Here is a 25,139-nt window from a genome sequence, read left to right as displayed (position 1 = left end):
CGCCGGATACCCCTGGGCGTGTCAACTTGCCTGTTTGCGAGCGACAAAGGCGGCAATCTTGCCGATTGTATCGAGATTGGCCGGAACGATATCGGCATCTGCGATCTTCACTGCAAAACGCTCTTCGAGAAAACCGACCAGCTCGAGAATGCCGGTGGAATCCACCAGGTCATTGTCGATCAGCGACATGTCGTCCGGTAGCGGCTGGCTGTCATCACCGAACAGGAAACTCTCGATGATGAAAGTGCGGATATCGGCATTAATACCGTCGGTCATGGGTAGAGGTCCTCTTGTTGTTTCGTTTGGGCGGTTGCGGGAAACTCTGCTAGCCAGAGTTGTGTTGATAGAATGCCCATGAAGGCGGTGTTGTCGCGGAAGCTTGTCGCCTGCCCACCCAGAACCTTGTCTTTCAGCTTGCAAACAGTTGCCGGATTGAACAGACCGCCCTGCGAAAGCGCGTGTGGTGAGAGTGCGCTGTCCAGATAGGCAGGGACCGGGCGGGTTGCGAACGACTGGGCGTCCGGCGCCCGGTAGGGTTGTTTGGCACGGTCGATCACCGCTTCCGGAATGAGGCCACGCGCTGCCTCCTTCAGGATATGCTTTTCCCGAAGGCCCTGCAGCTTCAAGTCTGGCGGAAGACGGGAGGCAAAGCTGACAACGCGGTGATCGAGAAAGGGAAAACGGCCCTCGACGCTGTTTGCCATCATCACCCGGTCGCCTTGGCTGGAGAGAATGTAACCGGGCAACAGAAATGTGGTTTCCAGATATTGAGCCTGGTGAAGCGGGTGCCAGCGTTTGAAATCGGCCGGTAGCTGCGCGGCAAGGTCGGCCGCTGCATCATAGTCACCCAGCATTGCCTTCAGGTCGCCGGAGTAGAAGATTTTGGCTGCCGCTGTAGACCGGAAACGAGGGCGATGCGAAAACAGCGGATCATCCACCGCATCGGCACCTGTACCAAAGAACCGCGCAAGATATTCCGGTGTCTGCTGTTGCAGACCGGGCAAGTATGGATAGAGGCGCTGGAACAGCTTCGGACGCCGCACCGATTGAGGCTGGCGGCCGCAGAAGCGACGAACTTTGGCCTCGCGGAAAATATCATAGCCGGCAAAAAGCTCGTCGGCGCCTTCTCCTGTCAGGACCACTTTCATTCCGCGGTCATGTACCAGCTTCGACAGCATCTGAAGCGGTGCGGGTGCCGCGCGTAGCACGGGCTGTTCGATGTGCCGGACAACATCCGGAAAAAGACTGGCAATGTCGCCCTGGCTGCATCGGATGGCAGAATGCGTCACCCCCAGGGACTTGGCCATCAGTGTCTGCCAGTTGCTTTCGTCGTGCTCGTCGGTCTCGAAAGTCACCGAAAATGTCTGCAAGCGATCGGGGACCGCACGGGCGGCAAGGGCCGAGATCAGCGACGAATCCAGCCCGCCCGACAGATAGGAGCCGACGGGGACATCGGCCCGTAACCGCAGACGCGTGGCGTCATCAAGCAACGAACGCAACTCTCCGGCCGGTTCGGCAGGGGCCTCCTCGGTGCCGCGATCGGCAAATTGCAGTTTCCACCACGGCCGTATCGTCCGCTGACTGCCTTCGCACAGCATCATATGGCCCGGTGGAAGCTCGCGAATATTGCGGAAAGCCGTCCGCGGCGGGATCGGCGTCCAGAGGGTGAAAATCTGATCGAGGGCAATCGGGTCGATTTCCGCCCGCACACCCGGCGCCTTCAACAGCGCCTTGACTTCTGACGCGAAGAATAGGGTCGTATTTTGCTCCGTGTAGAAGAGTGGCCGGACGCCCATGCGGTCGCGTGCCAGCATCAGCCGCTGCCTTCGGTTGTCCCACAGCGCGAAGGCGAAGTCGCCGTTGAGCTCATTGAGGCAATCGGGACCGAGTTCCTGATAAAGATGCAGGATCACTTCCGTATCGGACTCCGTGCGGAAATGCCGGCCCTGCGCAATCAGGGCGTCGCGAAGCTCCACATAGTTGAAGATTTCACCATTGTAGCAAATGACCAGCGCGCCATTGTCATGGCTCATCGGCTGCTGACCATCGGCAAGCCCGACGATGGAAAGGCGCTTGTGGGCTAACCCCACACCATCGGCTCTGTAGATGCCCTGTTCGTCCGGTCCGCGATGGGGCATTTCCCCGGCCATACGGCGCAGGAGAGTTGCCGCCTCATCCGGGTGCACGCCTGTTCCAAGATATCCTGCAATGCCACACATTCGCTCGCCCCGCCCTCAATCAAACCGGTCGCCGATAAGGCGCGTCCAGCCTTCACCGGCAAACCCGTTGAGGAAAGCATGACCGGAAGTGACCGCTTCGATCAGCTCCGGCCGGCGTGAATGAACCACGGTGGACGATGCGTGAACGAAGGCGAATTTCCGCCCGAGCATGGCTTCAAGCAAAGCCGGTTGGGTGCGCCCGCGCATTGCGGCCATGCCTCGCTCCTCAGCGTGTCTCAGCAACCGGTCGATGACTGTCGCTTCTTGTCCGGTCACGGCGATAATCTGCACGACGCGGCCAATCCGCCCGGGATCGCCGTAGTAGATGAAAAGGCCGATTGGTTTCCCCGACCCCGTCCGGACGATCCTCAACACCCGCTCACCGTGCACTGCCTTGGTGCGCGCGTGGAGCAGCATCGCTTCGAGCTGCTGCGGGGTCCATTGCGGCCGTAGCGCAAACGATGCAAGAAGGTTCGGTATCAAGGCGGCGACTTCCGTCTCGCTCGCCTGCGTGTCGGTAAAAGCGTCCGCCTTGCCGGCAAGCGGCACATAGTGAGACCATGTCTGACGAGCGCGTCTCGGCCTGCCTAACGTGTCGAAGGGCGATACAAGCGGTTTGAGATAGCGCAGGGCCGCAAAGTGGGCGGCTCCGACTTCAAGCAGGAACGAGGCTGGTCTCATGACGCGAAGCCATTCGAGGCTATAGGGCGCAGCGACAGTTGCCCGCATCTTGCGCCACATGGTGGTGGAGATATCATTGGATGTCTCGCTGAAGGATAGATCCTGAGGGCCAGACAGGACCTCCCGCAACAATCGGGCCCCGGCGAAGGGATCTTCTTCATGCGCCTCCACCATGAAGCTTCCGCAGATCGCCGCACGCACGGGCTCTCCGCGTAATTCCATTCGTAGCGGCAGGACGCCCATGAAACCGGATACACGCCCATCGCTGCGTACATGCACCTTGGAAGCAAGTTGCGGATCGAAGTAAGGCGCGTCCAGAAATATTGCCTTCAGATAGGAGGGAAGAGAAGGCGTTGCCGGGATGCTGTTCTTACGCAAAATCACCCGAAACATGTCGGCGATAGCGGGCAGATCATGTTCCTCAAGGGGCCGGATTTCCGACATTTCGCTCAATCCAAACAATAAAAATGTGTTTTCCCTGAAAACCGCGGGAAAAATCTATCTTTGGATAGGGCTAGCAAAAGAAGCACAAAAAAAAATAAACGGCGGGCCCGGACAAACCAAATTTCGACGTTTTGCTTGCGGGCGGCCAAAAACAGGGTTTCGACCGCCCGCGGGCAGCAAGGAGAGCTTAAAACCTCGCGCGGGAATGAACGCAAACCGTCTTTCGCGGCCATTTTCACCGGGCGCTGATATTGTCAGTGCGTCTAGAGGGACAGGAGTTTCATCAGGCTGCGAGATATTTCTTCAGGAAGGCCCGGGTGCGGTCCTGGGTCGGGGCGCGGAAGATTTCGCTCGGCGGGCCTTCCTCGACGACGACGCCGCCGTCCATGAACAGGACGCGGTCGGCGACTTCGCCGGCAAAGCGCATCTCATGGGTGACGATCAGCATCGTCATGTGCTCGGCAGCCAACTGCTTCATCACGGCGTTGACCTCGTCGACCAGCTCAGGGTCAAGCGCCGAGGTCGCCTCGTCGAACAGCATCACCTTCGGCTGCATGGCAAGCGCCCGGGCGATGGCAACGCGCTGTTTCTGGCCGCCGGACAGCCGCGACGGGTAGGCATCGACCTTCTCCGCCAGCCCGACCTTCGACAACAGCTCGATGGCAAGTTCGCGGGCCGCCTTCTTGGCCATGCCCTTGAGAATAACCGGGCCCATGGTGATGTTTTCAAGCACCGTCAGATGCGGGAACAGGTTGAAGTGCTGGAACACCATGCCCATCTGCTGGCGCACTGCGTTGATATGGCGCTCGAATGCCGCGCCACGCAAAGGCTGATTGACCTGTACGCCGTCAAGCCAGATCTCGCCGCCATTCAGCGTTTCAAGGTGGTTGATCGAGCGCAGAAGCGTGCTCTTGCCCGAACCGCTCGGGCCGATAATGGCGACGATCTGCCCGCGTGAGACGGATAGATCAATCCCCTTGAGAACTTCGAGCGCGCCATAGGCCTTGCGGGCGCCCTTTACCTCGACCATGGGCCGCTGGACGGTCATCGGGATACCTCCACTTGTTTTTCGACCTGCCGCAAACCGGTTTCGAGGACGAGATTAAGTATATAATACAGTGCTGCCACCGTGATGTAGAACTCGAATGGCCGGAACGTTTCGCTGATTGCCAGTTGGGCCGAATGCACGAGTTCGGCAATGCCGATGATCGAAACCAGCGACGATTCCTTCAACAGCACGATCAGGTTGTTACCGATCGAGGGCAGGGTGTTGCGCACGGCTTGAGGTATGACGACGTAGCGCAGCGTCTGGAACCGGCCAAAACCGATACTGCGCGCACCTTCCGTCTGTCCGACATCGACCGAGACGATGCCGGCGCGCATGACGTCTGCATTGTAGACGGCAAAGTGCAGTCCAAGACCAATGATGCCGGCGGCGAGCGCCGGGATGTTGATGCCGACCTGCGAGAGGCCGAAATAGATTAGGAACAGCTGCAAAAGCAGCGGCGTTCCCATGAACAGCCACATGAAGAAGCGGATCGGATAGGCAATCACCTTCGGTGCATGGAGCACCGCGACGGCAAAGAAGATGCCGAAGAAGTAGCTGATGATGGCTCCGGTGACCGTCAGGACCACCGTCCACCACACGCCTAAGAGAAGGATGTCGGTATAGGGCGTGACGACGCTGAAATCGAGACCTTGCATGTGCGCCCTCCCTCAGTTGATTGCGTAGCGGCGGTCGAGAACATCGACCGCGCGCGACACCGCATAAACGATGATCATGTAGAGCAGGGCGGCGATGCCGAAGATCTCGAACGGCTTGTAGGTGGAACCGATGAAGCGTTGCGCCGTATAGGTGAGTTCGACGACCGAGATCGTCGAGACCAGCGCCGACCCCTTGATCAGGCCAATGGCGTTGACGCCCAGTGGGCGGATCATCAGGCGCGCTGCCTGCGGCAGAACAACAAGACGCAGCGTCTGCAGCCGGCTGAAGCCGATGGTGCGTGCCGCCTCCACCTGGCCGCGATCGACGCCAAGAATGCCGCCGCGAATGGATTCAGCCATGTAAGCGCCGATATTCAGTCCAAGACCGATCACGCCGGCGGCAAAAGGATCGAGATTGATACCGACTTGAGGGCCGCCGAAATAAAGGACGAACAGCTGGATCAGGCACGGCGTGCCACGAAACACGCTCACATAGAAACGTCCGAATGTCCGCAAGACGAACGAGCCCGACATCTTCGCCGAAGCGATAACGGCTGCGACCGCAAGGCCGAGCAGCAACGAGAGCACCGATATCTGCACGGTGACCCATGCGGCTTCCACAAAGAAGGGGAAGACGCGCAGCATCAGCGGGAAATCCATGGGAAAAACTCCGGGAGAGGCCTGCGAACGGCATTTGGCCGGCTTGTCCTAGCCGGCCAAATGCGTCTGTTATCGATCGATCACCGGATGTCGCTGCCGACCCATTCCATGGCGATCTTCTCGTAGGAACCGTCCGCCATCATCTCGTCAAGCGCCTTCTGCATTGCAGCCTTCAGCTCCGGATTGTTCTTGCGGATGGCGATGCCGATGGAGACGCTGCCGCCTTCGATGTCAGGCGTTTCGAGACGGCGGACCTTTTCGCCGGTTTCCTTGACGGCAACCATCACCGGGATGTTGTCGACGACGATGGCGTCAACGCGGCCGGCCTTCAGTTCGAGCAGCAGCTCAGGCAGGCCCTTATAGGTGCGCACATCCCAGCCGCCCTGTTCGCGGGCCCATTTCTCATGCGTTTCGCCAAGCGTGACGCCGAGCGTCTTGCCCTTCAACTCGTCCAGCTTCTGGACCGCCGAGGCTTCGTTGACGAAAACCGCCCGGCCGGCGTGGTAGTACGGGCCGACGAAATCGACAACTTTCTCGCGCTCCGGCGTAATGGTCATCGAGCCGACGACCGTGTCGAACTTGTTGGCGAGCAGACCGGCAATGATGCCGTCCCAAGCGGTGGTCACAAGCGTTCCCTTGACGCCGACGCGTTCGGCGATCGCCGTTCCGATCGAGGCGTCGAAGCCGACGACTTCGTTCTTCTCGTTGACAAAGTTGAAGGGCGGATACTGGCCGGACATGGCGATGCGGATTTCACCGGAGGACTTGATCGCCTCGAGATCGTCGGCGCTGGCCGAAAAAGCGGTAAAGCTGGCTGCAAGGGCCAGGGTGGCGGCCAGAAGGCCTGAAATAAGTGTCTTCATGTTGCTGGTTTCCTCTGGATGAAAGCGCATTCTCTGTCGCTTGGGTTACGCGTGGACGCGCCTTCCGAATTTGATGATTGCCTTTGTGCTATTATTGCGCAAATAGATAATGTAAATAGAAGGCATAGATTTCAGGAATGATACCGCCGCGATCCGACAGGCTGGTCTGGGAACTCGACTGGAATCTCCTGCGAACCTTCGTGATTATCGCCGAAGTCAAAAGCATTACCCGCGCCGCCGAACAGCTCAACCTCAAGCAACCGAGCGTCAGTAATGCCCTGCGCCGGCTGGAAGACCGGGTTGGCCGGCGCCTGGTCGAGCGCGACGCCACCCGGTTTGAGCTGACCGATGTCGGCCAGCTGCTCTATGAGCAGAGCATCGAGGTCTTCGGCACGATTTCGCAACTTCCGCAGCTGGTGCGCGGCGTTGGCGACGATGTGACGGGCCATGTCACGATCGCGGTCGCCAGCCATGTTGTCTCGCCGATCTTCGACAAGGCGCTCACCGCGTTTCATCGCAGCCACCCGCGCGCGACGCTGACCATCGCGGTCGCAACCAGTGGCGACGTGACCCGGCAGGTCCGGGAAAAGAGGGCATCGCTGGGGTTGTGCCTTGTCAGCAACCGCGATGCCGCCCTCGATTACACCATGGTGTACCGGGAATTTTTCGGTTTCTTCTGCGGCCCAGATCACCGCTTCTTCGGACGGCAAGACTTGAAGCTCGCCGATTTGAAGGGCGAGCCTTCCGTCTCGTTCCACACGGACAATGTTGCGGATGTGCTACGGCCTGTGGCCCTTCTGCGCAGCGAGGCAAAGCTGGCCAGCAATGTGGTCGGTGTATCGTCAAGCCTTGAGGAGGTGCGGCGTATGATCGTGGCAGGGCTTGGTATCGGCCCACTCCCGGTTCACGTCGCCAAGCGCGATGTGCAAGATGGCTTGCTGTGGCGGCTGCCACCTTATGAGGCGCCGCCCGCGATCGACGTTTTCCTGCTGGTAAACCCGGAAAAGATCATCAACCGCGCGGAGAAGGCGCTCCTCACCGGTATCCAGACCGCAATCGCCGAAACGCCGCTGGATGAGCGCATCTACGGCGCTTAACCCGCACTGTTTTCGTTGGCCGCTGCCTCTCCCTGCAGCGCCTCGGCGCGCGTTCGTATGTCGGCGTCAATTGCAACGGCGACCCGCCCGACAAGGTCGAACCGGACGCTGACCGTTTTGTTGACGGCGTGAACCACACCGTCCAGCGAACTGGACATGACCTGCTCGAACGTCACCGAACTGCGGCCGGCCTTGATCACGCGAGAATGGATTGTCAGCAGCGCGCCAGCCTTTGTCTCATGCCTGTACTCGACCTCGGAGCGAACATCGGCCCACCCGCGGCTTGTGTCGGCGTGACCGTCTATACCAGCGATGTGGCCAAGAAGCTGGAAGCTGGCATCGTCGAACATCGCGGCATAGTGGCGAACATTCATATGCCCCATGATGTCGCACATCCACGGATGGACAACGCCGACAAAGGTGACAAGTGACTGACCGGACATCGTTTCCTCCACGCGTATCGCCGGACGGGCAGTTCCCCGCCGTTGGCGCGACGAAGGCTTAGCGTAACCGTTGGGTGCCTGCAACACGTCGCCATACGAGATATGGCCGCTGAGAGCGCCCTTTCCGACAAGAGCCGCAGCGGCCTGTATTACCAAATCTGCTCAGTTTATTCGCCGGGAATTGGTGCGGTGGGTGTTCGTCACCGGTGTGTGACCTCAAATCAGCTTCCGGTGATGAAGGACGATTGTCACACCTAAAGCCATGAACGCCAGAGAAAACCAGGTGATAGCGTAGACAAGATGGCTGTTGCGGAAGTGGATCAACGTCAGGCCGCCGACCGGAAAGCCGCCGGGATTGGGTGTCGCATCGGCGTCTATGAAATAAGGCGCGACTGAAGAGCCAAGGCCTTTGGCGAGCGCGATGGCAGAGACGTCGCGCGAGTACCAGCGGCCATTGACCGGATCGTTCGAACGCAGGAATGCCCCGCCGGGTTCGCTGATGCGCAGGAGGCCGGTAACCGTGACAGGCCCGGCGACGATTTCGCTCGCGGCGCGCGCAGCGGGCTCGCTTTGGCCAGCGGGCAGGAAGCCACGATTGACGAGGATCGTCGACGAATCCGCAAGATGCAGCGGTGTCAGCAGCCAGAAACCCGCACCGCGCTCGGTGACGGCCTGAACGAGGACCGACTTGCCATGCTCGAGGGTACCGGTCGCGGTGACGTGGCGGTATTCGTCTTTTTCCGTGTTGATTGTGCGCCATTCTGCCGGCGGTGGTGCCGGCACTGGGTCGGCGTGGATGCGGGTTTCCAAGCGGGCGATGAGGTCAAGCTTCCAGAACAACCGCTGAACTTGCCAGGTTCCAAGCCCGATGAAAACAGCAGTCAGCACCAGCATGGTGCTGACGAAAAGCAAACGGGCGCGGCGCGAATGGCCGCTGGCGTCCGTTGTCACGCAATATTCTGTGGTCACCGTTGTCACCCGTCAGGGCATATTCTTCATCATCTCCGGCGACATGGGCATCATGTTCGCATTGAGATGGTGCATAACCCAGAGCGAGCCGGCGAGCGTGATGCCGACGATGACGAGCGTGAAGAGCAGCGCCATCATCGTCCAGCCGCCTTCAGAGCGGGGGCTCATGTGCAGGAAGTAGACCATGTGGACGATGATCTGGACGACGGCAAGCGCCATCACCAGGAAAGCCGTGAGCAGTTTGCTGTCGAAGACCCCGGCCATGACGAGAATAAACGGGACGGCCGTCAGGATGACGGAAAGTCCGAAGCCGATCATGTAACCCTTCAGCGAGCCGTGGCCCGCCTCGTGGCCATGACTGTGAGCGTGGTGGGTGTTGGCTGCATCTTCATGAGCTGGGGCTTGCGGGTGTGAGCTCATCCGAGGACTCCCATCAGATAGACAAAGGAGAAGACGCCGATCCAGACAACGTCAAGGAAGTGCCAGAACATTGACAGACACATCAGCCGGCGGCGGTTTTCCGGGATCAGGCCATGTTTCGACACCTGGACCATCAGCGTGATCAGCCAGATGATGCCGAAGGTCACATGCAGGCCATGGGTACCAACCAGTGTGAAGAAGGATGACAGGAACGCGCTTCGGGTTGGCCCGGCACCTTCGTGGATCAGATGGGCAAACTCGTAGAGCTCAAGTCCGATAAAGGCTGCGCCGAACAGGCCGGTGACGGCAAGCCAGAACAGCGTTTCGGCCTTGGCGTTCCTCTCCATCTGCAGCATCGCAAAGCCATAAGTAATGGAGGAGAACAAAAGCATGGCCGTGTTGATCGCCACCAGCGATAGGTCGAACAGGTCGGCGGGCGAGGGGCCGGCCGCATAGTTGCGGCCGAGCACGCCATGGGTTGCGAACAGCACTGCGAAGATCAGGCAGTCGCTCATCAGGTAGAGCCAGAAGCCCAGATTGGTGCTGCCTTCTGGATGGTGATCTTCCGTCAGGTAGAAGACCGGCTTTTCACCCTCTTGCACTTGAATGTCGTTTGCCATGTCAGGTCCGCTCCGCGAGCAGCTTGGAGTGCGCATCTTCCGTTGCGGAAACGGTTTCCGCCGGAATGTAGAAGTCGCGGTTGTAGTTGAACGTATGGCCGATCGCGATGGCGACGAGACCGATGAAGGAGACGATTGCCAGCCACCAGATGTACCAGATCATCGCAAAGGCAAACGCGATGCTGATGGCAGCCAGAATGACGCCGGTGCCGGTGTTCTTTGGCATGTGGATCCGCTTGAAGCCGGTGAGTGGTCGCTCGTAGCCGCGGTTCTTCATGTCGTACCAGCTGTCATGGTCATGGACGACCGGCGTGAAGGCGAAATTGTAATCCGGCGGCGGCGACGACGTCGACCATTCGAGCGTGCGGCCATCCCAGGGGTCGCCGCTGCAGGCCAACTGGTCACGCCTAAGATAGCTGACGACGAGCTGGATGATGAAGGAAGCAATTCCGAGCGCGATCAGGACGGCGCCGAAGGCTGCGATGACGAACCAGATCTGCAACGATGGATCTTCAAACTGGGAAACGCGGCGCGTCACGCCCATCAGGCCGAGCACGTAGAGCGGCATGAAGGCGAAGAAGAAGCCGATCTGCCAGAACCAGAAGCTCATCTTGCCCCAGAAATCGTCGAGCTTGTAGCCGAAGGCCTTGGGCCACCAGTAGACGATGCCGGCCATCAGTCCGAACAGCACGCCGCCGATGATGACATTGTGGAAATGGGCGATGAGGAAGAGCGAATTGTGTAGCACGAAGTCTGCCGGCGGTACCGCGAGCAAAACGCCGGTCATGCCGCCGATCACGAAGGTGATCATGAAACCGATCGTCCAGTACATCGGCAGTTCGTAGCGAATGCGGCCGCGATACATCGTGAAGAGCCAGTTGAACATCTTGGCCCCGGTCGGGATCGAGATGATCATCGTGGTGATGCCGAAGAAGGCATTCACAGAAGCGCCCGAACCCATCGTGAAGAAGTGGTGCAGCCAGACGAGATAGGACAGGATCATGATCACGCAGGTCGCGTATACCATCGAGGCGTAGCCGAACAGGCGCTTGCCGCAGAAGGTCGCGACGACTTCTGAAAAGATGCCGAAGGCCGGAAGGACAAGGATGTAGACTTCCGGGTGGCCCCAGATCCAGATGAGGTTGATATACATCATCGGATTGCCGCCGAGGTCATTGGTGAAGAAGTTGGTGCCGGCGTAACGGTCGAGTGTCAGAAGTGCCAGCGTCGCGGTCAGGACCGGGAAGGTGGCAACGATCAGGATGTTGGTGCACAGCGAGGTCCATGTGAAGATCGGCATTTTCATGAAGGTCATGCCCGGCGCGCGCATCTTGACGATGGTGGCGATCAGGTTGATGCCCGACAATGTCGTTCCCACACCGGCGACCTGAAGCCCCCAGATATAATAGTCGACCCCGACGCCTGGACTGTAATCCGAGCCGGACAACGGCGGATAGGCGAGCCAGCCGGTCCGCGCGAATTCGCCGACGAACAGCGACATCATGATGATAACAGCGCCGGCCGTCGTCATCCAGAAAGAGAAGTTGTTGAGGAACGGGAACGACACGTCGCGCGCGCCGATCTGCAGCGGCACGACATAGTTCATGAAGCCCGTGACAAACGGCATCGCTACGAAGAAAATCATGATCACGCCATGGGCGGTAAAGATCTGGTCGTAGTGATGCGGATTGAGGTAACCCTCATTGCCGTTGAAGGCGATCGCCTGCTGGACACGCATCATGATCGCATCGGCAAAGCCGCGCAGCAGCATGATGATCGCCAGGATAATATACATAATGCCGATCTTCTTGTGATCGACGCTGGTGAACCATTCCGTCCAGAGATAACCCCAGAGTTTGAAACGGGTGATGAGCCCGACAACGGCGATGCCGCCCAGCGCCACGCCGAGGAACGTCACGACCAGGATGGGCTCGTGATAGGGGATGGCTTCCAAGGTCAGCCGCCCGAAGATGAATTCCGTCAAAGTATTATAGCCGAACATGGTTTTGTCCAAAATGTCGCGGGCGCGGCCTTACGGCTGCGTCGTGCTGTTGGTGTTCAGTTGCGCCGGAGCAGGGCTGTTCTGATCATTTTCGGGCATGGAGTGGCCCTCGTGCATGGAGTTGTTCATCGGCTCGCCGTCATCCACGCCTTCGGCGGGCTGATCGCTGCGCGCCGGATTGCCGGTTGCCGGAAATGTTGCAGCGGGAGCCTCATCGGTGCTGTGGCGATTGTCATAATCCAGCCGCGCCCGGTTTTCGGCGCTCTCGGCGCCGCCACCGCCCATCATGTCGATATGCATCATCTCGCTCATGCACATCTTGCCGGGATGAGCGCACATATTGAGCACGGCGTCGTAGAGCCCGTCGGCGACGGTTGCATAATAGCGCACCGGTTCCTTGGTGCTCGGCTTTTCGAGTTTGAGATAGGCGTCGCGGTTAAGTGCGGTACCCTGCGTCTTGACCCGCGCGACCCACTGGTCGAAGCCCGCCTGCTGCAGGCCATGGAATTTGAAACGCATATGCGAAAAGCCGTCGCCGCTATAATTGGCGGACAGGCCGTCATACTCACCTTGCCTGTTGATCACGGCGTGAAGGCGCGTCTGCATGCCCGGCATGGCGTAGATCATCCCGGCAAGCGCCGGCACGTAAAAGGAGTTCATCACCGACGAGGAGGTGATTTTGAAATTGATCGGCACATCGACGGGTGCCGCCATCTCGTTGACTGTGGCGATGCCATAGTCCGGATAGAAGAACAGCCATTTCCAGTCCATCGCGACCACCTCGACGGTGATCGGCTTTGTCTCGGCAGGAATGGCGCGCTCGGCGTCGATCCGGTCCAGCGGGCGGTAGGGGTCGAGCTTATGGGTGCTGATCCAGGTCACCGCACCGAGCGCGATGATGATGATCAGCGGCGCCGACCAGATGACCACTTCGAGTGCAGTCGAGTGATGCCACTCGGGGTCATATTTGGCGCTGGTGTTGGAGCCGCGGTACCGCCAGGCGAAAAACACCGTCAGGAACAGCACCGGCACGATGATCAAAAGCATCAGCACCGTCGAGATGACGATGAGGTCCCGCTGTTGCATGGCGATATCGCCAGACGGGGCCATGACAACCATGTTGCACCCGGCCAGGACCAGGAGTGGCAATAGGGCGAGAAAGCGGCTGGCGGTTTTCCATTTGGACATAGCGGGCTCGAGTTTTTGCGTTCCGTCTGGTCCGCACTAACGAAGCACCTCCGATGACGGAATGAGGTGTGTCGTCGCAGTGCAGCAATTTGTCGCATTGCAAAAAGTATGGCTGCGATCGAAGTCGAATGTCTAGCTGAGCTAGGGTATAAACGGTCTTTGCTTGAGGTCAAAGCATCTGTGGCATTCCTGAACGGCACCATCGTTTATAGGATGGACCGCAGCGGTTTTGCACCATATTCTTGATCATGGTCCGGCCTGGGTTCACACTGTGAAGAAATCGGAATCCCGCGAGGAGAAAAGATTATGGGCGTAGTGGCAAATCCTTCGTCATCGGGGCTGGAGCAGGACGCCCGGCGGATGCATGGCGACAAGCCGCTTTCGGCAGGCAGCATTGCGCTTGGCGTGATCATCGGCCGCATGTCGGAGTTTTTCGATTTTTTCGTCTATGGTCTTGCCTCCGTCCTGGTCTTTCCGCGGCTGATCTTCTCGTTTGCGCCCAACCCGGTGGCGGCGACGATGATGTCCTTTGCGGTTTTCTCGCTGGCGTTCCTGGCGCGCCCGGTCGGCTCCTTCGTGTTCATGTGGATCGACCGCAATTATGGACGCGGCACGAAGCTGACCATCGCTCTCTTCATCCTGGGCGGTTCTACAGCCTCCATCGCCTTCCTGCCCGGCTATGAAACCGCCGGATACTGGTCGGTAGCGCTTCTGGCGCTGTTCCGGCTCGGCCAGGGATTTGCGCTCGGCGGCGCGTGGGACGGCCTTGCATCCCTTCTCAATCTCAATGCACCACCAAACCGCCGTGGCTGGTATGCCATGATCCCGCAACTCGGTGCGCCCATCGGATTTGCGCTGGCAAGCACCCTGTTCGGCTATTTCGTTGCCAATCTGTCCGACGCGGATTTCCTGTCGTGGGGATGGCGCTACCCGTTCTTCGTAGCATTCGCGATCAACGTCGTGGCGCTGTTTGCGCGCCTGCGCATCGTGGCCAGCCAGGAATTCGGTTCAGCGCTGGAAAACAATGAGCTGCAGGCCCGGCCGGTTTTCGAGATGCTGAGCAAGCACTCCTCCGACGTTCTGCTGGGAGCGTTCGCGCCGCTGGCGAGCTTTGCCATGTTCCACCTTGTCACGATCTTTCCTTTGAGCTGGGTAACGCTGTTCGGCGGCCAGTCGGCAGCACAATTCCTGTGGGTGCAGGTGGCGGGTGCAGCCGTCGGCTTTGTCGCCATAATCCTGTCCGGCGTCATCGCCGACCGTATCGGGCGCCGCAACCAGCTGATGATCGGCGCGATCATCATCGCCATCTTCTCCTTCTCGGCGCCGTTCCTGCTGGATGCCGGCCGGTCGGGTCAGGATGCCTTCATCATCATCGGCTTCGGTATCCTCGGCCTGTCCTTCGGCCAGGCATCCGGCGCCGTCTCGTCGCGGTTCGGCCAATATTACCGCTATACGGGTGCAGCACTGACCTCAGACCTTGCCTGGCTGATCGGCGCGGGCTTTGCGCCCCTGGTCGCACTCGGCCTCGCCAGCAATTTCGGCATCATCTTCATCGGCGGCTACCTGATATCCGGCGCGATCTGCACGATCGTGGCGCTGAGTGTCACCCGGGCGCTGGATATGAGCGGCGAACCGGATGCGAAACCCCAAGGACAATAAGCCTATCGAGGCCTCGTGCTGACCGCCTTGAATTATTTTAGGATCTCAGGTGTCATGCAAGCACCCTTTCACGGTCGTCGTCCTGGCGCTTTCGCCCTTGGCCGAATTCTTCCTCGACAGCCTTTCGCCATTTTGAGAGATCTGTGTTCAATGCAGAACGCCAATTAAGATCGTTGCGCACGATGGCGGGTCTTACCCGGCGGGCCACGCTAAGGCTTATGCCTGGGTCGCCCGCATTGAGCACTGTATCATCCGGCCCAGTGACCTGAACTTCGGCACTTCCGGACAAAATCAGTGCGTCGACGTCCCATTGTTCGGGTCGGCTCCAATCCGTCAATAGGTTTCCGCCGAGGATTTCCGTCGCCGCCGATTCCAACGTCAGTCCGTCCACGTCGAAGGTCAAGTTTCCCCTTTGAACTCCCGCCGGTTTGAGAGGCTCGCCGAGATGGGTGGAGGATAAGGACCAAAGCGCTGGCCATTCGCTCCACCGTGCTGGCGTCTCCGTCCCAAGGGTCAGCTTTGATGGTGCCGATGCTGCCTAGCAAGGCCAAGAAGTCGCGGCGAAGGGCTGGTGAGGCGTCGAGAGTCGCGCGCCAATCATTCCACGTAGCAAGCGTCGCTTGCAGGACATCCTGAGCGATGTGTCCAAGCCCGAAACATTTGCCGGCTACCTTGGTCTTCGAGAGCATAACATCCAGCTGGCGGACGAGGGACGCATCAATGGACTCACTGATGCAAAAACTGCCAACCTCGCAATAGGGATAACGTGACGAACTGGAGTGGGCGACAGGCGCAAACGGCAGCTTCCCCTGCCAGCTTGATTTCACGGCCGCGCCGACGCTCAAAGATATTTTCCCACCGCTTGCTCTGCTCAATCTGACATTGTTCCGGATGCATGGAACAAAAACCAAACTTGGCGCGTTAATTACTATGATCGAAGCGTCACGCGGTACGCTCTTTCTGGATTGACGTGCTTCACACCACGACGTCGAAGCACCATCCGCCGATCGGGACCCATTTCATGACTTTCATTAAAACAGCGGCAACCGCCGTGCTAGCCTGTGCTCTATTCAGCGCGCCTGTGCTTGCCGCATGCAACATCTCCGACGCCAAGCTCGAAGAAGCGATATTGCAGAAACCAGAGCTGCGTGATCCGAATAATCGCTACCTCGTACTTGACCTGCGGACCATGCGGGATGCAGCCTTTCTACTTTGGACCTATGGCCTCGAGGATGATTGTGAGCGTCTCCTTGGCAACATTCGCGAGTTGATCGCTGCGCCGTCCCTCGGCGAGCGTGCTACATCCGACGAGGATGCCGTCGATCAGCAGCAGGCCGCAGGTGAGCCCCTGCAGCAACGACTTGGCAAAATAAAGGGTAGCCGCGGCACTCTCAATGAAGGCCCTCTTGTGCCGATCAGCGCGCTGGATCCCGGCCTGCTTGTCAACGAAATTGTCGGGGCAGAAGTGCGGACCTCCGACGACCGCATCGTCGGTGAGGTCCGCAACGTCGTCATCGGAACGAAAGACCAGAAAGACTACGTGATTGTCGCCTCTGGCGGGTTTTTCGTGCCGGGGAAAGATAGTCTCGTGGTTCCGCTTTTGTCGCTGGTCATCGACCGCGCACGGACGAGCTTCTTCCTGCCGATTTCCAGCGCACAGGTGAAATCCGTGCCCCTGATGCCTGACCAGGACTACCTCTGGCTCGACGACAAGGCATGGCGCGCAAAGAACGATGCCATCTTTCAGAGCCTGATGTTGAAGACAGCGCGCCTTGACCAAAAGGCTACACCGAAGGCGGACAAGAAGTGAGTGCCCCGATCGGCATCGCACTGGTAGTCGAGGACGAGGCCCTGATTGCTCGCTTGCGACTTGCTCCATGACATGGGGGCTATCGTTTTTGAAGCGCGGACCTACAAGAAGGCGATGGCGTACCAGGATGTCATTGACCTCTACAATCGCGTTCCTGAAGTCGCTCGCATCGTCAAGCAGTGACAACTTGCCAATTGCATAAATTGGGGGGAGTACTTTTTCACAGGCAATATCTGTCTACACATCCCGTTGCGCACTCGCACTTTCACCACTATCGGCAGGGGATCGTTATTCGGCCGGTTTTGGCTGAATAAGAAAAATCGGCAGTGACCAGGCGTCTAGCCGTGCCTCCTTGCGCACGCGTAAGGGTGACCAGAACAATTCGACGGAGCGGCAGTTTCTGGCCTGGTCTCCCTATCCACTGCTGCCGTCGTTCAATCCGCTGGAGAACAGGGAATTCACGGAACGGATGACCGAGATTGTCGTCATTGTGGCTTTGATGGGCGCCGGTCTCAAAATCGACCGACCCATCGGGTGGCGACGCTGGAGAACGACCTGGCGCCTGCTGGGCATCGCGATGCTGCTCACGATTGGCGCCATCGCGTTTCTCGGGTTCTCGATACTTGGCCTTGGGCTCGCGTGTCCACTTTTGTTGGGTGCCGCACTTGCTCCGACAGATCCGGTTCTTGCCAGCGATATCCAGGTTGGACCACCAGGAAGCGGGATCGAAGATGAAGTTCGGTTTGCACTGACATCCGAGGCTGGCCTGAATGACGGATTGAGCTTTCCATTCGTCCATCTTGCCATCGCCATTGCGCTCGCCGCCAAGGACGGCTCGGCGGTTTTCCAGCACTGGGCTGCCGTCGATATCCTTTGGCGGCTTGGAGGATTGGGATGGGGGTCTGGAAAACTGTTCGGTTGGCTGGCGTTTAAGATTAGCGTGAGAAGTTTGTCGCGGACCAAAGACCGGTTTGTCGCGCTGGGAATACGTTCACGGCCTATGGACTTACTCAGCTCCTGGGCGGCTACCTCGCCGCCTTTCTGGCAGCAGTGGCTTTCCGTCAAGCCGAAAGGGAACACGACTTGGTGTGGCGGTCACACCGACCATGCGATGGATAGATCGAAAAATGGCGCACGCCCGCCGAGCAATACCTCGCCGGCAGGCCCTCGGAGCGAGTGAGAGAACTCAGGCTTTGCGGGCCTTGCGGTTTAAGGCCAGGCAATGTGCCTGACCTCGGTTGGTAATTTGCTTTCGTCAGTGCCACTACATCCGTGGTCAAGGGAAAGCAGATGCCGATTTAAGCAGCCTGAAGATTGCAGGCCGACATCTTGCCCGACTTGCTGTCGCGCTCCATGTCATAGCCAATCTTCTGGCCTTCGACGATTTCGCGCATTCCGGCGCGCTCGACGGCGGAGATGTGAACGAAGGCGTCAGCGCCGCCGTTGTCAGGCTGAATGAATCCGAAGCCTTTGGTGGAATTGAACCATTTAACTGTGCCAGTGGTCATGGTGAACCCTTTCATAGCAATAATAGACGACCGCGACGAGAAAGCGCTGCGGATGGTGATAGCGATTGTTTTAACGGGGAGGGTTCGTTCAAAGCGCGGTGCTAACGCGCGGTACCCAAAGCTCAGCAAGAAAATATCGATGGTGGATGAATTTCGATCTGCAACAGCAATGTCAACTTTTACTTTTGGAAAAAATGTGAAACGGGTTTGCAACACGACACACCGGGCGGCATAAACCTGTTGTATCATCGTACCGACAAACCCATTTCGTGACCATGACAACAGCGACGCCACCAACCTTTGTTCACCCTATCAAGATCTCTGTGGCCGAGATAGACGCTATGGGCCACGTCAACAATGCCGTCTATCTACAATGGGTGCAGGAAGCTGTCGTGCACTACTGGCAACACGCCTCTCCACCGCACGTCCAAACCCGCCTGCTCTGGGTCGCACTGAGACACGAGATCATCTATCGCATGCCGCTCTTCCTTGACGACAAGGTTTCGGCTCTTGTCACGGCGACTGGCACGCGCGGATCAAGGGCAACCTTCACAACGCTGTTCAAACGCGGGGAGGATCTGGCCACGGAAGTCCGCAGCTCCTGGTGTTGCGTGGACGCGACGACCCGAAAGCCACGCCGGATCTCTGACGACATAGCACGAGCATTTTTACCAATGTGACTGACGTGCGAGCGCATGCGGAACTACTGCGTCGGGTTCAACTTCAGTGGGATAAAATTGCCATGACGGACAAAATAGCGATCCGGCGCGCGACGTGACAAGGTTGGAAAAGAACCCCGACTGATGAACTATCCCGCTGACGACTCGGTCGCTTCCGACATCGTAGCGTTGCGTGCCGCACTCCCGACCTGGATTGTCAGCACATTCTAAAAGCAACGCTGGACGCCTCCATGATGAGGCGAACGCGGCTGCGGCCCAGCTCAACCTTTTTGACTAAAGTCTTTACGCGGCCAAACGCGTCGGGTCGACCAGCAGGGTCACGACAAGGCCGTCTTCTGCCCAATTGTAGTTGATCGTACCGCGCAGATGACCGGCGACACTACGCGCCACAAGCTTGCTTCCATAGCCCCCCATGCCCTCAGGCGCCTTGATCCTTGGGCCGCCACTCTCCGTCCAGACAAGGGTGACGGCTTCGTTATGCGCTGAACAGGAGACATCGAGCGTGCCCGTATCGACAGACAGTGCGCCATATTTGAGGGAGTTCGTTGCCAACTCGTGAACGATCAGCGCGACGATGGTCGTCGCGGCTTCCCCGACACTCATTCGAGGCACCGACACGCGGATACGACCGCTAAAGGCCCCCAGATCGTCATAAGGGGCAAGCAGCACGGTCAGCAAATCGCCGAGCAGCGCCGAGGGGGCTTCCGTCTGACCGGGTACAGGCCGGACGAGATCGTGAGCGCGCCCCAAAGCGGTCAGCCGAAGCGTCAATTCGCGCGCCATGTCGCCGACAGTCGTTGTCGATCGGGATGTGATCGCCGTTAGGCCGGAAGCGATAGTCAGGAGGTTTTTGACCCGATGGCTCATTTCGCCCGCGAGCAGTTCCCGGCCTTCCTCGGCTTGCTTGCGACCCGTGACATCAATGAAAATGCCAAACATGATGCGCCGGACCATTCCCACATCGTCACCTTGGCCCCGGGCGGAAATCCACTTGAGTTCGTCCCCGATCATAATCCGGAAATCGATTTCATACGCACCGATGATAGCACGCGTGGCCGTGAAGGCAGCCCGCACCCTGTCGCGATCGGCTGGATGTATGTGTGCGGAAAGATCTTCGAAGGTAACGTCGACGCCGCGTGGAATTCCCCAGAGGTCATACGAATGGTCATCCATCGCAAAGGCGTCGGTATCGACATTCCAGGACCATAGTGTGACGCCGGCCGCCTCGATAGCGCGGATGAGGTTTTTCGGTTCCCACAGAAGGGGTTTAAGGGTCTCGGGCGTCGTCGTCATTAAAGCTCCAGAATTTCGGTCATGGGTTTGCGAGATCGAAGACCGTCGGCACACCCTTTTCATGCTAGCGAACTGTATAACCAAAACTGGCTTCGTATGTCGAGATACACACATCAGGGTGGTGCCAACGCACTCCAGCGGATCGTGACCCTGCGCTCTTTGGCCGGCTGGTCTATTCCTGGTGCCGACAACGCTCAGCTGCGAGTGGACAAAAAGACGCCCTTCAAGGCATTATCCTAGTGGTGTCCAGTCCGATGACAAGCCCACATCAAGAACGCTCCACCGCTTGCAGACAAGCCGACCGGCGATATTAGCGGAAAAGTTGTTTGTATTTATTTCGGAATTTGTCGTAGGTCGGCAGGACGCGGTCAGACTATCCGCCTCGGAGAATACATTGGAACAAATCAGCACATTGAGAGTTGCAAAGTGTCAACGGCAGGCGAATACCAGGCCAGGCCCTCTCTAGGCGGGATTTTTGGTGGCGCAATCAGTCCCGTTCAGAAAACAGGTCGTCCTCGTGGTAGAAGATGAGCCGCTTTTGATGATGATGGCATTGATCTCGTCGAAGAAGCGGGGTTTCAAGCGGTAGAGGCAACAAACGCTTTTGAAGCTGTTCAGATCCTTGAAGCGAGAACTGATATCCGCATCGTTTTTACAGATATCGATATGCCGGGAAGTATGGATGGTATGACGCTCGCGGCTGCGGTGCGGGATCGTTGGCCGCCCATAGAAATCGTCATCGTATCGGGCCACAGACGTCCGAAAGAGGCTGACTTACCGCTCCGAAGCCACTTTTTCAGCAAGCCGTATGAGGCGCGAGACATCGTTGATACGCTTCGAAAGTTGGGCTTATAGCGGGAATACCTCGTGGCTGAGCCGAATTCATTCGCAATGGTAGGTCGCACCAGTCGCCCTACTGGTTGTCGAGACTGGAGGTGTTGGCAGATGAGACCTGCTTGATGATCCAGAGCCTTGCGTTTCTCTTAATGTGTTTTGCGTCAGACGTGTTATAGACTTTCTGTTGATCATGGCCGTTGGCCGGTTGGCAGTGCTGCCGAGTGATGACTTGCTTCGCGAGTCTCCGGCCCATGAGGGCCTATCCATGCCAAAACCGCCCATTGTAGCATTTAAGGCCGCAACAGCGTTTAACGGCGTGGCTAGCGAATGGGAGATTTCGAGCATCCGACCACATAATAGCGACATCAAGCAGTCGAAACAAACGAAACAACACCTAGTCGTCAACGCGCCAATTTTTGACGAGCTAAGTGGGAATGAGCCTTCGCGACCAGCTTTCGGATCGGCAGTTCGGAATGGATAAAGAACCATCCGGCAAACGGGCCGATGGCCAATCGCCCCCGAAGGGCGACGGCCGTGCAAGCGCAACCAAAATCGCGCATACTCCCCCTTCCGAAATTTCGAAGGTGCCCGTTATCGGGATCGGTGCATCGGCTGGCGGCATCAAAGCGCTTTGCCAGTTCTTCGACGCTACGCCTGCCCACAATGGCTGCGCCTTCATTGTGGTGCTGCATCTCGATGCCAAGCATGAAAGCGAACTTGCGCACGTTTTGAGCGCCCATACGGCTATGCCGGTCTTCCAGGTAACCGACGGGGTGGCGGTGGCCTGCGACCACGTCTACGTCATCGCTCCGAATACCGATCTGATCGTTCGAGACGGAAGGCTGCACATCGCCCAACCTTCGGCTTCGCATGGTCATCCGGTCGATGTACTCTTTAGCTCCCTTGCTCTGGATCAGGGTGAAAGGGCGATTGCGATCGTGCTTTCCGGAACCGGAAGCAACGGAACGGAAGGTCTCCGGGCCATACGGGCCGAAGGCGGAATGAGCCTGGTGCAGTCTCCGGAGACTGCTGAGTTTGACGGGATGCCTAGGAGCGCGATTTCTGCTGGCATGGCCGACCACATCCTCCCTCCCGAAAAAATGCCGGCTGCCCTGTTTGCGTTTGTAAAACATGGCTATGTCGCCCGTCCCGCCGAAACAGATACCGCTTTGCCGGGCAGCCGGGCTACCCTTGGCAATGTCCTGGAACTCCTTCGCGCGCGCGGCGAATACGATTTTCGTGGTTACAAGCATACGACACTCGGCCGGCGGGTCCATCGACGCCTCGGTCTGAAAAATATCGACACGCTGGACAGCTATGTCGATGAGCTCAGAACCAATCCGCATGAAGTTACGATGCTGGCTGGTGACCTGATGATCAGCGTTACAGGATTTTTCCGCGACCCCGATGCGTGGAAGGCGCTGGCCGAACTTGTCGTAGCCCCGATTATCACGGAACGGGAGACAGGCGCTTCGATCCGCATCTGGACACCGGCCTGCTCCACGGGGGAGGAAGCCTATTCTATTGCCATGCTGGTGACGGAGATGGCTGAAGCTGCGGACAAGCGTTTCGAACTAAAGGTGTTCGCCACCGATGCCCAGGACGATAATCTGAGAAAGGCGCGGGAAGGGATATACCCGTCTGCTGCACTAGCGGACTTTCCCGACGGCCGCGTCAACCGCTTTTTCGAAAAGCACGACAGCACGTATCAGGTCAGCAAGGAGCTACGCGACATGGTCGTGTTTGCGTCCCAGAATCTGTTACGCGATCCACCGTTCTCGCGTCTCGACCTGGTTACCTGCAGGAATGTCCTGATCTATCTCGACGCGGAGGCACAACAGCGGATCATTTCGCTTTGTCATTTCGCGCTGCGGCCAGGCGGGCATCTTTTTCTTGGCAATGCCGAAACGATCGGTCGGCATGACAACTTATTCGAAACGGACTCGAAGAAATGGCGTATCTACCGCAAGCGCGGTTCTACTCGGCATACCGCCATCGAGTATCCGTCGACGCGACCGCCAACGGGACCACTGACAATCATGGATAAATCCTCACCGTCAGCTCATGAGCCAGGTCTCCCAGCAGGAGAACTTGCGCGCCGTATACTTCTCGATCGCTACGCGCCAGCATCGGTGCTGATCGACGAGAAAGCCCATGTGGTATATTTTCATGGGCCGACAGGGGATTACCTGGAGCACCCTACCGGCGAGCCGACCAGAGATCTGCTCATGATGGCCCGCGAAGGGCTGGTCCCAACGCTTCGCGCCGCGATCCGGGAAGCAACCAAATCCAAAACCACAGTGACAATGGACGCTGTGCTGCGCGAGGGGCAGCCCGTTCTTTCCGTGACCATAATAGTGACACCCGTGCCTGATGCAGCGCCGGGTGGCAGCTTCCTTCTGATCAGTTTTACATCCGCTTCACCGCAGCACGATCTCCCTCGAATGCAGACCGGCGAACCCTTGCATGACGCCTCAGAGCGTGAACGGGCCCTGCTTGAAGAATTGCGGGCAACGCGCGGCGAGTTACAGAATACCATCGAGCACCAGGAAACCACCAACGAGGAACTGAAGGCATCCAACGAAAAAGCGACTTCCATGAATGAGGAGCTTCAATCCACCAACGAGGAACTTGAGACCTCAAAGGAGGAGTTGCAATCTTTCAACGAAGAACTGAACACCGTCAACAGCCAGCTCCAGTACAAGATCGGTGAACTGGAGAGTGCGACAAACGATCTCAACAATCTCCTGGAAGGGTCGGAAACAGCGACGGTCTTCCTCGATGAGGAGTTCCGCATCCGATGGTTTGCGCCAGCGAGCAGAGACCTGTTCGATCTGTCCCCTTCGGACATCGGCCGCCCGATTGCCGCGTTTGCGCAAAAATTCTCCGATGAAAACTTTCTAACGGACGCGGAAACGGTGTTGAAGAAACTGTCGCCGATCGAGGAGGAGGTCCCTAGCCATTCCGGGCGGTGGTACCTGCGGCGGATGCTGCCCTACCGCACCCAGGATAATCGCATTGCGGGCGTGGTGGTCACGTTCCACAACATCACCGACCGCAAGCGTGCCGCCGACGAAATCGACGACGCGCGGCTCTATGCGGAGACGATCGTGCGAACGGTCCAGCATCCCTTGCTGGTGCTGAACCGAGATTTGCATGTCCAGACCGCCAACACCGCCTTTCGCGAACTGTTTGCCGTATTCGACGAAGAGCCAAAAGGCCGCCTGATCTTCGAACTCGGGACAGGCGAGTGGAATAGCCCCCCGCTTCGAGGGCTCCTGGATAAAGTCCTTTCGGCCGGCGAAGAAATCCACAACTTCGAGATCGAACAGGAGTTCCGCCTAAGCGGGCAGCGTATAATGCTGCTCACCGCATGCCGATTACCCCAGGAAGGGGGCCGGGATGAATTGATACTGGTGGCGATCGAAGACATCACCGAGCGCAGGCGCGCAGAAGAACATCGGGAAATTCTCGTCGGCGAGCTCAATCATCGAGTCAAAAACACCCTGGCCGTCATCCAGTCGATCGCCAGCCAGACCCTTGGTCACGCTTCCACGATCGAGGGAGCGCGCACAGCGTTTAGCGCGCGTCTGATTAACCTTGCCAAGGCACATGATGTGCTTACCCGTGAGAATTGGGATGGGGCAGACCTCGTCAACGTCGTCACGGACACCGTCGGACCCCATGCGGAAGGGAATCGGTTCCAGATCGAGGGTGAACATGTTCGCCTTGGACCAAGCGCATCGCTGGCAATTTCCATGGCGGTACACGAGCTATGCACCAACGCGGCCAAATACGGAGCTTTATCCACAGAAGCAGGAAAGGTGTCCATCACCTGGCGGCTGGTCGGCAGTGGAGAAGACCGTCGTTTGAATCTGACCTGGTCGGAGAGCGGCGGGCCGCAGGTTGAGACTCCAAAGCGCAAGGGTTTCGGCTCCCGTCTGATTGAGCGTGCGCTGGCACAGGAACTTGGCGGCACGGTGAACGTTTCGTACGAGCCGTCCGGTGTCGTATGCACGATCGACGCGCCAATGCGTTGAGG

23 protein-coding genes and 1 pseudogene are annotated in these 25,139 nt (G+C 58.4%); 7 read left to right on the top strand and 17 right to left on the bottom strand.

Translation table 11 applies throughout. The features are described from left to right. Positions 1-21: 21 nt before the first annotated feature. From ACP7E0_RS08680 to ACP7E0_RS08650, 7 genes are all read right to left on the bottom strand, one after another. Positions 22-276 (bottom strand): acyl carrier protein, encoded by a 255-nt coding sequence (locus ACP7E0_RS08680; protein WP_426124300.1) that lies wholly within the window; start codon positions 274-276, stop codon positions 22-24. Next, positions 273-2,219 (bottom strand): asparagine synthase (glutamine-hydrolyzing), encoded by a 1,947-nt coding sequence (gene asnB, locus ACP7E0_RS08675; RefSeq protein ID WP_426124298.1) that lies wholly within the window; start codon positions 2,217-2,219, stop codon positions 273-275. Before asnB ends, ACP7E0_RS08680 begins: the two co-directional genes overlap by 4 nt. A 15-nt stretch (positions 2,220-2,234) precedes the next feature. Then, a complete protein-coding gene (locus ACP7E0_RS08670) occupies positions 2,235-3,344 on the bottom strand; it encodes a hypothetical protein (RefSeq protein WP_426124296.1) in 1,110 nt (369 codons plus the stop codon). A gap of 283 nt (positions 3,345-3,627) precedes the next feature. Then, positions 3,628-4,392: an amino acid ABC transporter ATP-binding protein gene (locus ACP7E0_RS08665; protein WP_426124295.1), complete on the bottom strand. Its 765-nt coding sequence runs from the start codon at positions 4,390-4,392 to the stop codon at positions 3,628-3,630. After that, positions 4,389-5,048, bottom strand: coding sequence for an amino acid ABC transporter permease (locus ACP7E0_RS08660; protein WP_426124293.1), 660 nt, complete (start codon positions 5,046-5,048; stop codon positions 4,389-4,391). The genes ACP7E0_RS08665 and ACP7E0_RS08660 overlap by 4 nt, the downstream gene beginning before the upstream one ends. Positions 5,049-5,060: 12 nt before the next feature. Continuing rightward, positions 5,061-5,708 carry an amino acid ABC transporter permease gene (locus ACP7E0_RS08655; protein WP_426124292.1) on the bottom strand — a complete coding sequence of 216 codons (648 nt, stop codon included), beginning with the start codon at positions 5,706-5,708 and terminating at the stop codon, positions 5,061-5,063. Between the two features lie 80 nt (positions 5,709-5,788). Continuing rightward, positions 5,789-6,571 carry an ABC transporter substrate-binding protein gene (locus tag ACP7E0_RS08650; protein ID WP_426124291.1) on the bottom strand — a complete coding sequence of 261 codons (783 nt, stop codon included), beginning with the start codon at positions 6,569-6,571 and terminating at the stop codon, positions 5,789-5,791. Between the two features lie 137 nt (positions 6,572-6,708). On the opposite strand from ACP7E0_RS08650, the gene ACP7E0_RS08645 reads away from it, so the two are divergent. After that, positions 6,709-7,668, top strand: a complete 960-nt coding sequence (locus ACP7E0_RS08645; protein WP_426124289.1) for a LysR family transcriptional regulator — start codon at positions 6,709-6,711, stop codon at positions 7,666-7,668. Here the strand turns inward: ACP7E0_RS08645 and ACP7E0_RS08640 are convergent. The 6 genes from ACP7E0_RS08640 to cyoA all read right to left on the bottom strand — a co-directional run bounded on the left by ACP7E0_RS08640 (position 7,665) and on the right by cyoA (position 13,310). Further along, positions 7,665-8,111 (bottom strand): acyl-CoA thioesterase, encoded by a 447-nt coding sequence (locus ACP7E0_RS08640; protein WP_426124288.1) that lies wholly within the window; start codon positions 8,109-8,111, stop codon positions 7,665-7,667. The genes ACP7E0_RS08645 and ACP7E0_RS08640 overlap by 4 nt on opposite strands. 216 nt (positions 8,112-8,327) lie before the next feature. Continuing rightward, on the bottom strand, positions 8,328-9,080 hold the full coding sequence (locus ACP7E0_RS08635) for an SURF1 family protein (RefSeq protein WP_426124286.1): 753 nt from the start codon (positions 9,078-9,080) through the stop codon (positions 8,328-8,330). A gap of 12 nt (positions 9,081-9,092) precedes the next feature. Beyond that, entirely contained in the window at positions 9,093-9,500 is a 408-nt protein-coding gene (gene cyoD, locus ACP7E0_RS08630; RefSeq protein WP_426124285.1) for a cytochrome o ubiquinol oxidase subunit IV, read from the bottom strand. After that, positions 9,497-10,120, bottom strand: coding sequence for a cytochrome o ubiquinol oxidase subunit III (cyoC, locus tag ACP7E0_RS08625; RefSeq protein WP_426124284.1), 624 nt, complete (start codon positions 10,118-10,120; stop codon positions 9,497-9,499). Before cyoC ends, cyoD begins: the two co-directional genes overlap by 4 nt. Position 10,121: 1 nt before the next feature. Continuing rightward, complete coding sequence (gene cyoB / locus ACP7E0_RS08620) at positions 10,122-12,122, bottom strand: cytochrome o ubiquinol oxidase subunit I (protein WP_426124283.1); 2,001 nt, start codon at positions 12,120-12,122, stop codon at positions 10,122-10,124. Between the two features lie 30 nt (positions 12,123-12,152). Continuing rightward, on the bottom strand, positions 12,153-13,310 hold the full coding sequence (gene cyoA / locus ACP7E0_RS08615; protein ID WP_426124281.1) for a ubiquinol oxidase subunit II: 1,158 nt from the start codon (positions 13,308-13,310) through the stop codon (positions 12,153-12,155). A gap of 306 nt (positions 13,311-13,616) precedes the next feature. Between cyoA and ACP7E0_RS08610 the strand changes: the two genes are divergently transcribed. Next, positions 13,617-14,969: an MFS transporter gene (locus ACP7E0_RS08610; RefSeq protein ID WP_426124279.1), complete on the top strand. Its 1,353-nt coding sequence runs from the start codon at positions 13,617-13,619 to the stop codon at positions 14,967-14,969. 52 nt (positions 14,970-15,021) lie between these two features. On the opposite strand, the gene ACP7E0_RS08605 is transcribed toward ACP7E0_RS08610, so the two are convergent. Together ACP7E0_RS08605 and ACP7E0_RS08600 are read right to left on the bottom strand one after the other, a co-directional pair. Continuing rightward, positions 15,022-15,486: an ABC-three component system protein gene (locus ACP7E0_RS08605; RefSeq protein ID WP_426124536.1), complete on the bottom strand. Its 465-nt coding sequence runs from the start codon at positions 15,484-15,486 to the stop codon at positions 15,022-15,024. Between the two features lie 34 nt (positions 15,487-15,520). Beyond that, positions 15,521-15,796, bottom strand: a pseudogene (locus ACP7E0_RS08600) (ABC-three component system protein); the annotation flags it as partial. A 194-nt stretch (positions 15,797-15,990) separates the two neighbouring features. Here ACP7E0_RS08600 and ACP7E0_RS08595 point away from each other — a divergent pair. Both ACP7E0_RS08595 and ACP7E0_RS08590 read left to right on the top strand, forming a co-directional pair. Next, positions 15,991-16,779, top strand: coding sequence for a PRC-barrel domain-containing protein (locus ACP7E0_RS08595; RefSeq protein WP_426124278.1), 789 nt, complete (start codon positions 15,991-15,993; stop codon positions 16,777-16,779). Between the two features lie 352 nt (positions 16,780-17,131). Further along, positions 17,132-17,959, top strand: a complete 828-nt coding sequence (locus tag ACP7E0_RS08590) for a cation:proton antiporter (RefSeq protein WP_426124277.1) — start codon at positions 17,132-17,134, stop codon at positions 17,957-17,959. Positions 17,960-18,077: 118 nt separating this feature from the next. On the opposite strand, the gene ACP7E0_RS08585 is transcribed toward ACP7E0_RS08590, so the two are convergent. After that, a complete protein-coding gene (locus ACP7E0_RS08585; protein ID WP_426124535.1) occupies positions 18,078-18,287 on the bottom strand; it encodes a cold-shock protein in 210 nt (69 codons plus the stop codon). 275 nt (positions 18,288-18,562) lie between these two features. Between ACP7E0_RS08585 and ACP7E0_RS08580 the strand changes: the two genes are divergently transcribed. After that, positions 18,563-18,967: an acyl-CoA thioesterase gene (locus tag ACP7E0_RS08580; RefSeq protein ID WP_426124534.1), complete on the top strand. Its 405-nt coding sequence runs from the start codon at positions 18,563-18,565 to the stop codon at positions 18,965-18,967. Between the two features lie 282 nt (positions 18,968-19,249). Here ACP7E0_RS08580 and ACP7E0_RS08575 read toward each other — a convergent pair whose 3' ends face one another. Then, entirely contained in the window at positions 19,250-20,260 is a 1,011-nt protein-coding gene (locus tag ACP7E0_RS08575) for a sensor histidine kinase (protein ID WP_426124276.1), read from the bottom strand. 552 nt (positions 20,261-20,812) lie between these two features. Here ACP7E0_RS08575 and ACP7E0_RS08570 point away from each other — a divergent pair. Then, a complete protein-coding gene (locus ACP7E0_RS08570; RefSeq protein WP_426124533.1) occupies positions 20,813-21,115 on the top strand; it encodes a response regulator in 303 nt (100 codons plus the stop codon). Positions 21,116-21,531: 416 nt separating this feature from the next. After that, positions 21,532-25,137, top strand: a complete 3,606-nt coding sequence (locus tag ACP7E0_RS08565) for a CheR family methyltransferase (RefSeq protein WP_426124275.1) — start codon at positions 21,532-21,534, stop codon at positions 25,135-25,137. Positions 25,138-25,139: the final 2 nt, after the last annotated feature.

The sequence above is a fragment of the Pararhizobium sp. PWRC1-1 genome (assembly GCF_049897905.1).
Classification (GTDB): Bacteria; Pseudomonadota; Alphaproteobacteria; order Rhizobiales; family Rhizobiaceae; genus Pararhizobium.
The sequence above is the reverse complement of the archived record's forward strand: the minus strand, read 5'-3'. Positions and strand labels throughout refer to the sequence as shown.

Coding starts and splice junctions, on each gene's coding strand:
- ACP7E0_RS08680 (WP_426124300.1), bottom strand. CDS start 276: ATGACCGACGGTATTAATGCCGATATCCGCACTTTCATCATCGAGAGT.
- asnB (WP_426124298.1), bottom strand. CDS start 2,219: ATGTGTGGCATTGCAGGATATCTTGGAACAGGCGTGCACCCGGATGAG.
- ACP7E0_RS08670 (WP_426124296.1), bottom strand. CDS start 3,344: ATGTCGGAAATCCGGCCCCTTGAGGAACATGATCTGCCCGCTATCGCC.
- ACP7E0_RS08665 (WP_426124295.1), bottom strand. CDS start 4,392: ATGACCGTCCAGCGGCCCATGGTCGAGGTAAAGGGCGCCCGCAAGGCC.
- ACP7E0_RS08660 (WP_426124293.1), bottom strand. CDS start 5,048: ATGCAAGGTCTCGATTTCAGCGTCGTCACGCCCTATACCGACATCCTT.
- ACP7E0_RS08655 (WP_426124292.1), bottom strand. CDS start 5,708: ATGGATTTCCCGCTGATGCTGCGCGTCTTCCCCTTCTTTGTGGAAGCC.
- ACP7E0_RS08650 (WP_426124291.1), bottom strand. CDS start 6,571: ATGAAGACACTTATTTCAGGCCTTCTGGCCGCCACCCTGGCCCTTGCA.
- ACP7E0_RS08645 (WP_426124289.1), top strand. CDS start 6,709: ATGATACCGCCGCGATCCGACAGGCTGGTCTGGGAACTCGACTGGAAT.
- ACP7E0_RS08640 (WP_426124288.1), bottom strand. CDS start 8,111: ATGTCCGGTCAGTCACTTGTCACCTTTGTCGGCGTTGTCCATCCGTGG.
- cyoD (WP_426124285.1), bottom strand. CDS start 9,500: ATGAGCTCACACCCGCAAGCCCCAGCTCATGAAGATGCAGCCAACACC.
- cyoC (WP_426124284.1), bottom strand. CDS start 10,120: ATGGCAAACGACATTCAAGTGCAAGAGGGTGAAAAGCCGGTCTTCTAC.
- cyoB (WP_426124283.1), bottom strand. CDS start 12,122: ATGTTCGGCTATAATACTTTGACGGAATTCATCTTCGGGCGGCTGACC.
- cyoA (WP_426124281.1), bottom strand. CDS start 13,310: ATGTCCAAATGGAAAACCGCCAGCCGCTTTCTCGCCCTATTGCCACTC.
- ACP7E0_RS08610 (WP_426124279.1), top strand. CDS start 13,617: ATGGGCGTAGTGGCAAATCCTTCGTCATCGGGGCTGGAGCAGGACGCC.
- ACP7E0_RS08595 (WP_426124278.1), top strand. CDS start 15,991: ATGACTTTCATTAAAACAGCGGCAACCGCCGTGCTAGCCTGTGCTCTA.
- ACP7E0_RS08585 (WP_426124535.1), bottom strand. CDS start 18,287: ATGACCACTGGCACAGTTAAATGGTTCAATTCCACCAAAGGCTTCGGA.
- ACP7E0_RS08580 (WP_426124534.1), top strand. CDS start 18,563: ATGACAACAGCGACGCCACCAACCTTTGTTCACCCTATCAAGATCTCT.
- ACP7E0_RS08575 (WP_426124276.1), bottom strand. CDS start 20,260: ATGACGACGACGCCCGAGACCCTTAAACCCCTTCTGTGGGAACCGAAA.
- ACP7E0_RS08565 (WP_426124275.1), top strand. CDS start 21,532: ATGAGCCTTCGCGACCAGCTTTCGGATCGGCAGTTCGGAATGGATAAA.